Here is a 13,513-nt window from a genome sequence, read left to right as displayed (position 1 = left end):
CTTTTTTACGAAATGTTCAATAAGTAATCTATTACCCAGCGCAAAGGATTGAAATCAAAAACGCATCCAGCTGAATCGACCCTGCTTTTTGTGGACGCATTGAATGACTGCTTGGACTACCCCGCTCTGGTAGACATTCCCGGTATATGCTTGAACGACTGTTTGTGGCCGGTTAGCGACCGTCGTTGTGGTGAGTCAGCCTTGTTGTTCCAAACGTGGAGCCCCGTCGTGAACATCATCGCTGCCTGCTGCCGTCAACCCGGCTCCGCGCCTCGTCTCGCCGTATAGTGGCACGCCCGGCTGCAAGCGCCGCAAGGGGCCGAAGGCCAGCCCCAGGCTGGCCAGCAGCACATATGACAGGCCTGCCGCGGCAAACAGCAGGCTCAGGCCACCCACCTTGCCCGTTCCCAACAGCGGTGCCAGTCTGGCTTGCCACTCTCCGGTTTTGCTCATCAATGTGATCGCCCAGCCGTCGGCCAATGCGCCGGCGCCCAGGGCGCCAATGGGCATTGCCAGCAGGCAAACCATCTGCCGGGCCGACAAGACCCGGCCGAGGGCGTCGGCGGGCAGGCTGCGTTGCCAGAAACTCTGGTCGCTGCTGGTGCTCAGGGAAAAACAGCCGAACGCGACGAAGGCGGCCACATACAGCACCACCGGCGAAGCGCTGGCGCCGATGGTCAGGACGGCGGCGCCGAGCAGCAGGTCGGCCAGCAATACAGTGCGGATCAGCCGCACCGGCGGCCGGGCCACCACCCACAGCGAGCCGCCGAGCATGCCCAGGCCGCCGCAGGTCATCAGTGTGCCTAGCACCAATACCGAGTGACGTTCCAGCACCAGTGGCGACAACAGCGCCGATGCCAGGCCGAGCATCAAGTGCTCCAGCCCGAGGTAGGCCAGCAACGCCCACAGCGCCGGACGCCCACGCAGCACTGCCAGGACCACCGACGATCCGCTCGCGAAGTCGACACGGCCCTGGCCAGTGCCGCGCACGGCACTGACAAACAGGCCGATCCAGACAAGGACGGTGGCGCATGACAGTACGGCGCCAAGGTCCAACAACAGCACCCCCGTCACCCCGACGCTGCCCAACAGCAGCGCCGCCAGGGTGGGGGCGATCAGCTGCGGCGAGCCCACCATCAATTGCATCAGGCCATTGGCCCGGCCGATTGCCTGGGGGCTGCGCAGAAGTCGCGGGATGGCCGCCTGACAGACCAGCATGCGCACCACCAGGGTGCTGGAGTTCACCGCGGCAAAGGCATACACCTGCCAGCGGTCCAGGGCGTTGGATTCGAACAGCCACCAGAGCGCCAGCGCCGCCGCGCCGCTACAGGCTTCCACGCCCAACAGCAAGGCACGCGCTTCACAGCGGTCCACCAGCCAGCCGGCCAGCGGCGCCAGCACCAGGCCGGGCAAGGCTGACAAGGCGATGACCCAGGCGTAGTCGGTGACGCTGCCGTGTTGCTGCAGTAACCAGATCCCCAGGCTGAACGCCGCCAGGGCGGAGCCCAGGGTGGACGCGACCTGGGCGCCCCAGGCCCACAGCCAGGGGCGTAGCGAAGGTTCAATCGCCATGGTTCGGCAGCGCCTCGATCACGGGCCAATGGTGGTGCAGCAAACCGGCGAGGGCCGGCGCCGCGCGAGACTTGAGAATCGACAAATGATTGCAATCCTCGAGAACGTGCCGCCTGCAGTCGGGGGCGAACGCCTCCCAGCGTCGCGCCGGGTCGTCCGGTTCGGCGCTGTGCTGGCCAGCCTCGACCAGTATCACGGGCCCTGGGTAGGGCGGTGTTGGCTGGTACTGCGTCGCCAGGTTGGCCTGGAACACCCGCAGTGGCCCGCGCAACGCCTCGGCTCGGGCCTGCGCCGGCATCAGCCCGACCGCTTGCATGCTCGCCAGCAGTTGAGCGCATTGCTCGTCGACTTCGAGGCTGGCGAGGCGGTCGATGTCCAGGCCCAGGTCGCGCCCGGCATCCATCTCCAGCAAGCCGACGTAACGGGCCAGGGCGTCGCGCGCGTCGCTGGCCAGACGCGGGCCGGGCGCGCGGCTGTCGAGCAGCAACACCGGCGCCACCAACGCGCCCTCGGCTAGCAGCTGACGGGCCACTTCGAACGCCAGCCAGCCGCCGAACGAATGGCCGAGCAGGTAATACGGGCCATCCGGCTGCTGTCTGCGGATCTCCTTCACATAGGCACTAGCGGCCGCCTGCACCGTCCCGTGGGGCTCGCTGTGCCCGTCGGAGCCGCGGGCCTGCAGGCCGACCACGTTCAAGCGCACATCCAACTGCTGGATCAGCGGGACGAAGCTGGCGACGTTGGCCCCGGCCCCGGGGATCATGAACAGGCAAGGCGCCTGCGCCGCGCCGGTCTGCAAGACAAAGCCGGTACGGCCGTCGCGCAGTTCGTCGGCATCCCGTTCGGCCTGGCTCAAGGCCTGCTCCAGCGCTTGGGCCAGGTGTCGCAGCGGCTCGGGGTCACGCATGATCGACCAGTGATCACCCTCGATGCGTTGTTCCATCAGATCGTTGCCCAGCAGAGCCTGCCAATCGGCGCCAAGCCCGTTCGGGCTGGACAAGCCCGGCACAGGCGAAGTGGCACTGAACAAGTGCACCGGCAGGCCCAGGGGCGCCGGCCTGTAGCGGACCATGGCGTTGCGCAGGGTCAGGTTGAGGCGGGCGCGACGGTCCAGTGCCTGGCGGTCAAAGCCGCCGGGCAGCCAGCCGCGTTCCTGGGCCGTGGTGATCAGCGCATCGAGGTCGAGGCCTGCATGCCAGGCGTCCCCCGGTTCCTGGCCGTCCCCATTGCGCCACTGCTGCGTCAGATAAGCGAGCAGTTGCTGGCGCAGTGCGTCATCGTCCAAGTCCAGGGGCACCGGCGCGGCGCGCAGTGCGCCCGGCTGGCTGCTGTCGATCAGGCCAACGAACGCCACCGGACAGTCCTCGCCTCGCAGTTGGCGTGCCATTTCATAGGCCAGCAGGCCGCCCGCCGACCAGCCGGCAAGCCGGTAGGGACCCTGGGGTTGGACCTTGCGCAGCAGCGCGATGTAGCGGCTGGCGAGCGTCTCGTTGCTGATGCCTTGCTCCAGTTCGGCGGCGGCTTGCACCGCGTATATCCCCAGCGCCGGGTCCAGGTAGCGTGCCAGGCGAGCGTAGGGCAGCGCCTCGCCGGTGCCTTCGTGGATGAAGAACAGCGGGGCCCGTTGGTCCGTGCCGGCGCGGATACACAGTAGCGCCTGCTGGTCGATGTCCTGGGCATCCAGGGGCAGCACTTCACGAGCCAGTGCCGCCAGGTCCGCGGCGTTGAACAAGTCGCCCACGGACACGCCCAGGCCTTGTTCGCGCAGGGCGTCGAGCATTTGCACCAGCAGCAGCGAATGCCCGCCGAGGGCAAAGAAATTGTCCTCGCGACCCACCTGCTCGACTCCCAGCAACCGTGCCCAGAGTTGTGCCAGCAGGTTTTCCGTGGCGCCTTGGGGCGCGGCGTAGGGACGTTGCTGCAGGGCTTGCCGGTCAGGCGCGGGCAAGGCGCCGCGGTCGACCTTGCCATTGGCGGTCAACGGCCATCGTTCCAGTTGCACATAGGCGCCGGGCACCATGTGTGCTGGCAACTGTTCGGCCAGCGCCAACCGCAGTGACGCCGGCTCCAACTGGCGGCCCGGTTCGGCGAGCAGATAGGCGACCAGCCGCGGATCACCGGGTTCGTCCTGGCGTGCCAGGACCCGTGCCGAACGCACGTCGTCCAGCGCCGTGAGGCGTGCTTCGATCTCCCCCAACTCGATGCGGAAGCCGCGCACCTTGACCTGCTGGTCGTTGCGTCCCATGTAGTACAGGGTGCCGTCGCTGCTCCAACGCGCCAGGTCGCCGGTTCTGTAGAGGCGTTCGCCCTCGCCACCGGCAAAACGCGCCGGCAGGAATCGCTCGGCGTCCAGCGCTGGACGGTTGAGATAGCCGCGGGCCAGCCCTGGCCCGGCGACGTGGAGTTCGCCCACTACGCCGCGGGGCACCAGTTCGCCCCGCTCATCGAGCAGATAGACCCGCAGGTCGGGGATTGGCCGGCCGATGGGGGCCAGCCCGGCGTGGCAGTGGGCGGCATCGATGGGTTGGTAGGTGACATGCACCGTAGTCTCGGTGATGCCGTACATGTTCACCAACTGCGTGCCCTGGTTGTCCGGGCGCTCGAACCAAGGCCGTAGCGCAGCGCCATCGAGGGCCTCGCCGCCGAAGATGATGCAGCGCAGGCGATGGGGTTCGGCGCGGGTCTGCTTCATCCAGGCGTAGAAGGCGCTGGGCGTCTGGTTGAGTACGGTGACGCCGGCCTCCACCAGCAGCTGGTAGAAGTCTTCGGGGCTGCGCGAGGTCAGGTAAGGCACCACCACCAGCCGGCCGCCATGCAGCAGCGCGCCCCAGAGCTCCCAGACCGAGAAGTCGAAGGCGTAGGAGTGGAACAGCGTCCAGACGTCTCGCTCATCGAAGCCGAACCAGGCATCGGTGGCACTGAACAGCCGCAACAACGAGCGGTGCTCGATCATCACGCCCTTAGGCATGCCGGTCGAGCCAGAGGTATAGATGATGTAGGCCAGGTCGCGGTCGCTGGCGTGCGGATCGGCTGCCGGATCGGTGCAGGGCAGGTCGCGCCAGCCGCCGCGATCCGGGTCCAGGGAAAGGACTTCGCAACCGGCCGGTACGTGCAGTTCAACCGGCAGATCAGCCAGGGTCAACAGCACCCGCGGCTGGCTGTCGTCCAGCATGAAGTTCAGGCGCTGGGCCGGGTAGACCGGATCCAGCGGCACATAAGCGCCGCCGGCCTTGAGGGTCGCGAGAATGGCCATGGGCATGTCGAGGCTGCGTTCGACATGGATTGCCACGCGGCTGTCCGCGCCGACCCCCAGCCCACGCAAGCGATGGGCCAGGCGATTGGCGCGCTCGTTGAGCGCTCGATAACTGAGCCGTTGTTCACCGTACTCCACCGCAACGGCATCCGGGCGGCGAGCCGCCTGGGCCTCGAAACGCTGGTGCAGACGCTCCCCATTGGTCGTGGGGAGCGCCACGGCGGGGTTGAAGCCATGGAGCAGTTGCTCGCGTTCGGTTTGGCTGAGCAGGTCGATGTCGGCGACCGATTGACGGTCGTCCGCGACCATCGCCTGTAGCACCGAGAGCAGCGCCTGCCAGTGACGAGCCACGGTATCGGCGTCAAACAACGCGGTGGCGTAGTTGAAGCCGCCTTCGATCACGCCGTCCACCTCGTGTACATCCAGCGCCAGATCGAACTTGGCCGTGGTCACCGGCGCACCGACGCTTTCCAGATGCAAGCCGTTGCCCAGGTCCAGTTCGCCCGCCGGTGCGTTCTGCCAGGCCAGCATCAGTTGGAACACCGCGTTGTAGGCTTGGGAACGTGGCGGATTGAGCGCCTCGATGACCTGTTCGAACGGCAGGTCCTGATGTTCCTGGGCGGCCAGCGCCAGGTCCTTGACCCGGGCCAGCAGGGTTTCCACCGTCGGGGCGTCGTCCACTTCGATGCACAGCGCCTGGAAGTTCACGAAGAAACCGATCAGCGGCTCCAGCTCGACCCGGTTGCGGTTGGCCACCGGCGAGCCGATGACCACCCGGTCCTGGTCCGAGAACCGGCTGACCACCACCGCCCAGGCCGTCAACACGGTCATGTACAGCGTGGTGCCGTGGCGCTGGCCGAGGGCCTTGAGGCCGTGGGTCAGCTCAGCGTCGATGCGCACCGGCAGGTTGGCGCCGGCGTAGTCCAGCCGTGCCGGCCGCGGCCGGTCGGTGGGCAGGGCCACGCAGGTCGGTGCGTCCTGCAGGTGGCGGGCCCAGTAGGCGCGCTGGCGTTGCAGTTCGTCGCCTTGCAGCCATTGGCGCTGCCAGAGGCTGTAGTCACCGTATTGGCGATCCAGGGTCGGCAGTGGATCGACCCGCCCCTGGCTGAACGCTTGATACAGGCGGGAGAACTCGTCGGTGAGGATGCCCATGGACCAGCCGTCCGAGACCAGGTGGTGCAGCGTGACGAGGACGACGTGGTCGTCGTGGTCCAGACGCAGCAGGCTGGCGCGGATCGGCCATTGGCGGGTGAGGTCGAACGGCCGAGCGGCTTCCTCGGCGCAGATCGATTGCCAGTCTGTCGCGCCGGAGGCGCTCAGGTCCAGGGTCGGCAGGGCCAGCGCCCGGGGCAAATCGATCACTTGGCGCGCCTGTCCCGCCACACTGACGAAGCGGGTACGCAGGCTTTCATGCCGCGCGACGATGCGCTCCAGCGACCTGCGCAGCGCGTCGATATCCAGGTGCCCGCGCAAACGCAGGCCTGCGGGCATGTTGAAGGCTGCGGTGGAATCCGGATTGAGCTGCTGGATCAGCCAGAGGTTCTGTTGAGCGAACGACAGCGGCAGCGGCTGACTGCGGTCACTGGCCAGCAGCGGCCCCAGGCGGCTGCGCCCGGCGTTACCCAGGGCGGCGGCGAGCGCGTGCAGGCGTGGCTGGGCGAAGACCGCCGAGAGCGGCATTTCCAGGCCCAGTCGATGGCGCACCTTGGCCAGCAAGCGCAACGCCAGCAACGAGTGCCCACCCAGGGCGAAAAAATCATCGTCACGACCCACTGTCTCGACCCCGAGCAATTCGCACCAGATCGCTGCCAGGGTGGTTTCCAGTTCGCCCTGGGGCGCGCTGTATTGACCCTGGGCGAACGCATCGGCGGGAGGCGCCGGCAAGCGCTGACGGTCGACCTTGCCATTGGCAGTGATCGGCAGTGCCGGCAGTTGCACGAAGGCACTGGGCAGCATGTACTCGGGCAGGCGCTCGCTCAGTTGGCTGCGCAGGGTCAGCGGCGAGAGAGTCTCGCTGGCGCTGTAATAGGCCACCAAACGCGCCTGACCGCTGTCGCCCGGCAGAACGATCACCACTGATTCGCGCAGGCCGGGCAACTGATCGAGGCGACTTTCCACTTCGGCCAGTTCGACCCGGTAACCGCGGATCTTGACCTGGGAATCGTTGCGCCCCAGGTACTGCAGGGTGCCCTCGGCGGTCCAGCGTGCGAGGTCGCCGGTCTTGTACAGTCGCGCGCCGGGGGTGGTGTCGAAAGGGTGCTCGATGAAACGCTCGGCGGTCAACTGCGCCCGGTTCAGGTAACCCTGGGCCAGGGCCACGCCGGCGACATGCAGTTCGCCGGCGGCGCCCTGGGGTACCCATTGACCGGTGCCGTCCAACAGGCACACCTGGGTATTGGCGATCGGCCGGCCGATCACTGGCAAGTCCGGCCAGAGCGCAGGGTCGCCGGACAGGGTGTGGGTGCAAACCACGTGGGTTTCGGTGGGGCCATAGTGGTTGTGCAGACGGGCCTGGGGATGAGCTTCGAACAGCGCGCGCAGGGCGCCGTTGATGCGCAGCGCTTCGCCGGCGACGATCACGTCCCGCAGCATCGGCAACGCCAGCGGCGCCTCGGCCCAACCGTCGGCCAGGGTCGCCAGGGCGATGTAGGGCAGGAACAGCCGCTCGATCCGCGCCTGCGCCAGCCATTGGGGCAGGCCGGCGAGGTCCAGGCGCTGGTTCTCGTCCAGCAGCACCAGGGTGCCCCCGGTGCCCAAGGTGGAGAAAATCTCCTGGAACGCCACGTCGAAGCCCTGCGCGGCGAATTGCAGGGTCCGCGCCGGACCGGGCAGCGCCTGGGCGGCCTGCCAGGCCAACAGGTTGCCCAAGGCCAGGTGACCCATGGCGACGCCCTTGGGCGTTCCGGTGGAGCCGGAGGTGTACATGACGTAGGCCAGGTCATCCGGCCGCGGCGGCGCCAGTTCCGGCAGGACGGACGCCGGACCCACGGTGGCCGCCAGGCGAACCGACAGCGCCCGGCAGCGCTCGCCGAGCCTCAGGGTCTCGACGCGCTGGGCATCCCAGAGCAGCAGGCAGGGTTGGCAATCGTCGACGATAGCCTGCCGGCGGGCGATGGGCTGGCTCGGATCCAGGGGCACGTAGGCCGCGCCGGTCTTGAGCGTGGCCAACAGGGCCAAAATCATTTCCAGGCTGCGGGGCAGGTGGATGGCGATCCGTTGGCCCGGGCCTGCGCCCAGCTCCAACAACTGCGCGGCGAGGTGGCTGGCCTGGCGATCGAGTTCGCCATAGCTCAAACCGCGTCCATGCAGCTCCACGGCAAGGGCCTCGGGCTGCTGCCGGGCTTGCCGTTCGAACGGCCGGTGGACCCAGCCAGCTTCGGGGAACGGCGTCGGGACCGGATTGAGCTGGTGCCACAGGCGCTCGCGCTCCAGGTCGTCCACCAGCGACAGGCGCGCCACTGGCTGGCGGTCGTCCAGGCACAGTTGGCGCAGCACATTGGCCAGGTAGCCCCAATGCCGTTGCACACTGGCGGGATCGAACAACGCGGTGGCGTAGTTCAGTCCTCCGAGGATGCGTCCATCGGCCTCGTACAGCTCCAGGGACAGGTCGAACGGCGCGGTGATCTGCTCGCCGGCGACACTGGTCAGGCTCAGGCCATCGAGGTCCAGGGATCCGCGCGGCGCGTTCTGCCAGGCGAACATGAGTTGGAACACTGGACTGTGGGCCAAGGTGCGCGGCGGATTGAGCGCTTCCACCACATGCTCGAACGGCACGTCCTGGTGCGCCTGGGCCCCCAAGGCGTGCTCGCGGACCTGGGCCAGCAATTGGCCAACGTCCGGTTCCCCGCGCAGGTCGACGCACAGCGCCTGGGTGTTGACGAAAAAGCCGATCAGGGGTTCGACTTCAGCACGGGTGCGGTTGGCCACGGGTGTCCCGATCACTACCTGCTCCTGCCCGGCCAGGCGCCCGACCACCACGGCCCAGGCGGCCAACAGGGTCATGTACAGCGAGGAGCCGTGGCGCCGGCCCAGTTCCTTGAGCGCGGCGCTGGTGGATTCATCGAGGGCGACCGCCAGGCGCGCGCCACTGAAGTCCTGGCGCGGCGGCCGCGGCCGGTCGCTGGGCAGGTCGATGCGTGCCGGTGCGTCGCGCAGGTGCGCGAGCCAGTAGGCCAGCTGTTCGGCACCGCGCTCGCCGGCCAGCCACTGGCGTTGCCAGGCGGCATAGTCGGCGTACTGGATCGCCAGGGCCGGCAGCGGGTCCGGGGTGCGCCGGCGAAAGGCCTTATAGAGGGCCGACAGTTCGTCCACCAGCACGCCGATGGACCAGCCGTCGGCGATGATGTGGTGCAAGGTCAGGTGCAGCACATGGCGCTGGCCCTGCTGTCGCACCAGTAGAGCCCGTAGCAAGGGCCCTTCGCTCAGGTTGAACGGTTGTGCCGCTTCGGTGGCCAGGGCCGCCCGCAGGCCGGCGTCGTCGTTGGCTTCCAGGGTCAGGCGCGAGGATCCCCAGCGCGGCCCTGGCTCGATGACCTGCCGGACTTCACCGTCCTGTTCAACGAACCGGGTGCGCAGCACCGCATGGCGCTCGACGATCCGGGTCAGGGCCTGGTCCAGGGCGGCTTCGTCGAGTTCGCCATCCAGGGCCAGGGCGCCGCTGATGTGGTAGGCGGCGCTCGCCTGGGCGTCCAGGCGGCTGATGAACCACAGCCGCTGTTGGGCGAACGACAGCGGCCGTTCGGCAGTGTCCGGCAATACCGGGATCGCCGTCAGGGCAGAGCGCGCCGCGCCCGCCATCAGCGGGGCCAGGGCTGCAACGGTCGGGTTCGCGTACAGGGTCGCCAGGGGCAATTCCAGGCCCAGGCGCTGGCGCACCCGCGAGACCCATTGCACCGCCAGCAGTGAATGGCCGCCCAATTCGAAGAAATTGTCGTGCCGGCCGACCCGGGCGACCCCCAGCAGGTCGCGCCAGATGGCGGCCATGAGGGTTTCCTGCTCACCCCGCGGAGCTTCGTAGGCCTGGCTGCTCCAGGCCTCTTCACCGGGCAGTGGCAGGGCGCCGCGGTCGAGTTTGCCGTTGGGTGTCAGCGGCAGCGCGTCCAGCGGCAGGATGACCGCCGGTACCATATAGCCCGGCAGTCGGTTCGCCAGGGCGTCGCGCAGGGCCGCCAGCGCCAACGGCCCGTGGCCAGGACTGGCCACGGCGTAAGCCACCAGCGCCGGCTCGCGGCCATTGCGCGGGACCGCCAGGACTGCCGCCGTGGCCACTTGCGGCAGCGCCAACAGGGCGCTTTCGATCTCCCCCAGTTCGATGCGGAAGCCGCGGATCTTGACCTGGAAGTCATTGCGCCCCAGGTAGTGGAGCTGGCCCTGGGCATCCCAGAAGCCCAGGTCGCCGGTGCGGTACAGTCGCGCCCCGGGCTGGTCGCTGAAGGGGTCGGCGAGGAAGCGTTCACGGGTCAGGTCGGGCCGCCGATGGTAGCCGCGTCCAACGCCAGCACCGCCAATGTACAGCTCGCCCGGCACGCCCACGGGCAACCGCTGCATGGCGTCATCGAGGACGTGCACTTGGGTGTTGTCGATGGGGCGGCCGATGTGTGGGACGAAGCCGACTTCGCGGTCCATCGCCGCCCAGGTCGAGTAGACCGTGGTCTCGGTCGGGCCATAGAGGTTGTTGACCTGACGCACGCGGCTCTGCTCGAACAGACGCTGCACTAGGGTCCGGGGCAGCGCCTCGCCAGCCAGGTTGACGTTCTCCAACGAGCCCGCCAGGGCTTCTGCGCGCAACAGCGCATCGAGGGCCGAGGGCACCGTATTGAGCAGGCTCAGCTCCGGACGCTGGTCGAGCAGGGCGAGGGCATCGTCCACCAGCTCCAGGGTGCCGCCGCAGGACAGCGGCGCGAAGCATTCGAATACCGACAGATCGAAGTTGATCGAGGTGCTGAACAGGCTCTGGCTGAGCACTTGCGGCGTGAAACTGCCCAGCGCCCAGTCGAGGAAATTGCGCGCGTTGCGGTGTTCGATCATCACCCCCTTGGGTTGTCCGGTGGAGCCTGAGGTATAGATCATGTAGGCCAGATGTTGGCCTTCCAGCCCTAGGGCCAGCGGCCCGTCGCTGGTCGCGGTTTCGCTGCCGCGCAGCACTTCATCGATGTTCACGCGGTGGCAATCGTCGGCCAGCGTCAGTTCCAGCGGCGCGTCGGCCAGGGTCAGCACCGCCAGTGGGGCGCTGTCGTCGAGCATGTAGGCCAGGCGCTGCGCCGGATAGGTCGGGTCCAGCGGCACGTAGGCACCGCCGGCCTTGAGCACGGCGAGCAGGGCGACGATCAGTTCCGGAGTGCGGCGCAGATGGATGCCGACCCGCGCCTCTGGTCCGACGCCCAGCGCTTGCAGGCGCCGCGCCAGGTGATTGGCCTGGCGGTCGAGCTCGGCGTAGCTGAGCCGGCGGCCTTTGCAGTGCACTGCCAGGGCCTGCGGGGTCTGCCGGGCCTGGGCCTCGAAGTGCTCGTGGAGCAGGGCACGCTGGGGCTGGGGACGCGCCGTGGCGTTGAACCGGTCCAGTTGCGCGAGTTCCGCTGGCGGCAGCACATCCAGGGTCCGGGCCAGACGTTGTGGGCTACTGTCCAGGGCTTGCACCAGGCTGGCGAGGGCTTGTTCCAGGAACCCCCGCGCCCGCTGCGCACCCACCGAACCGGCAATCTGTGCGGTGATGCCAAAGCCCTGGCCGAGGTCGTCCACCGAGAAGGTGAAGGGGTAGTTCGTGCGCTCGGCGGTGCTCAGCACCTGCATGCCGGTGACGCTCTGGTGAGGCGTGTCCTCCAGGCTGTAGCGAAAATTCAGCAACGCGCAAAACAGCGGCGTCCCCGCCGGCACGCCACTGCAGCGCTGCGCCAGCGCCAGCGGCGCGTGCTCGTGCTCGATCAGGCCTAGCAGCGCCTGATGGGTTTGCTGCAGGCTGTCGATTACCGAGGTCTGCGCGAAGCCGATGCGCAGCGGCAGGGTGTTGATGAACACCCCCAAGGCCTGGTCAGCCCCCTCGATCCCCTGCAGACGACCCAGCAACACGGTGCCGAACACCACGTCGGCGCGGCCCGTGGCCTTGCCCAATACCAACGCCATGGCCAGGTGGAACAGGCTGGCGACGCTCACCTGGTGGCGGCGTGCCGTTTGCCGCAGGGCCAGCGCCAGCGTCGGGTCGAGGACGCCGCGGGCTTCGTCCAGTGCACCGGTATTCTGCACGTCCAGCAGGCCGAACGGCGCGGTGGGTTCGCTGACGTCCGCCAGCATGGCTTCGAAAAACCGTTGTTGGCGGGCGCTGTCCTGGCCGTGTCGGGCGTGGGCGACGAAGGCCCGGAACGGCACCGGCTCGCGTAGTTGCGCGGCGCGACCCTGCTGAATCAGCACGATTTCCTCGACCATCCGCTCCAAGGTGGTGTGGTCCAGCACCAGGTGATGGTGCAGCACTTGCAGCAGCCAGCGTTGCCCGGCGGCGTCGAAGGCCTTGACGACCCGCAGCAGCGGCGCCTGGCGGATATCCAGGCGGCGCTGCCGTGGATGGGTGTGCGCCTGCAACTGGGCGAGCGCGTCGACCTCGGTGATAGGCAGCACCTCGATGGGCAGCGGCGCGTCACGCCAGACGACCTGCACCGGTTGTTCCAGGCCTTCCCAGGCCAGGGCGGTACGCAGGATGTCGTGGCGGGCGATGACCTGTTGCAGCGCCTGGCAAAAACCGTCCAGGCCGGCTTCGTCGTCGAAGGCCAGGGTGGTGTGCAACAGGTAGGTGTCGCCTTCTTCCTGCAGCAGGTAGTGGAAGAACAAGCCTTCTTGCAGAGGCGCCAGGGGGTAGATGTCCTGCACGTTGGCGGCGCCACCCTCGACCTGGGCCACGATGGCGTCGATCTGCGCCTGGGTCAGTTCCACCAAGGGCAGCAGCTCAGGGACGATACGACTGCAGCCAGGGGGTATCGCGGCCTGCGGTGATGCAAGCTCAAGCCCCGGGAGCGCCGGACGCTGTGCCAGGCAGTCGGCGAGCGCGGCGACACTGGGGGCGCCGAACAGCGTGCGTACGTCCAGCGGCCAGCCCTGTACCCGCAGCTGTTCCACCAGTTGCACCGCCAGCAACGAATGCCCGCCGAGAGCGAAGAAGTTGTCTTGCCGACCGACCCGCGGTACCCCGAGGACCTCGGCCCACAGCTCGGCGAGGCGGGTTTCCACTGGTCCTCGGGGCGCTTCGTAGCGGTGCAGGGCGAAATGCTGTTCGTCGGGTTCGGGCAGGGCGTGGCGGTCGAGCTTGCCGTTGGCGGTCAGCGCGAAACCTTCCACCTGGACGAAAGCCGCCGGCAGCATGTAGTCCGGCAGCACGGCCGCCAGGCGGGCGCGCAGGGCGTTGGGCTCGTGCGTCTCGGTGGCGCTGAAGTAGGCCAGCAGGCGTTGCTGGGCATCGGCCAGCACCACCGCCTCGCTGATTCCCGGCAAGGCCTTGAGTTGGGTTTCGATTTCCCCCAACTCGATGCGAAAGCCACGGATCTTCACCTGGAAATCATTGCGCCCCAGGAACAGCAGCACGCCGTCGGCGCGCCAGCGCACCAGGTCGCCGGTGCGGTACAAGCGTGCCCCGGGCGCCTGGCTGAAGGGGTTGGCGACGAAGCGTTCTTCGCTCAGTCGCGGTTGGTTCAGGTACCCCAGGGC

2 protein-coding genes are annotated in these 13,513 nt (G+C 68.1%); both read right to left on the bottom strand.

Annotation, left to right across the window (positions count from 1 at the left end):
- Window positions 1–195: 195 nt before the first annotated feature.
- Window positions 196–1,572 carry an MFS transporter gene (locus BLQ55_RS27240; RefSeq protein ID WP_092258472.1) on the bottom strand — a complete coding sequence of 459 codons (1,377 nt, stop codon included), beginning with the start codon at window positions 1,570–1,572 and terminating at the stop codon, window positions 196–198.
- Window positions 1,562–13,501, bottom strand: coding sequence for a non-ribosomal peptide synthetase (locus tag BLQ55_RS27235; protein ID WP_256326657.1), 11,940 nt, complete (start codon window positions 13,499–13,501; stop codon window positions 1,562–1,564). Before BLQ55_RS27235 ends, BLQ55_RS27240 begins: the two co-directional genes overlap by 11 nt.
- Between the last annotated feature and the right edge of the window lie 12 nt (window positions 13,502–13,513).

Source organism: Pseudomonas sp. NFACC13-1, from assembly GCF_900104425.1.
GTDB lineage: Bacteria > Pseudomonadota > Gammaproteobacteria > Pseudomonadales > Pseudomonadaceae > Aquipseudomonas > Aquipseudomonas fluorescens_AA.
Note: the sequence above shows the minus strand (reverse complement) of the source record. Positions and strands in the feature narration are given on the sequence as shown.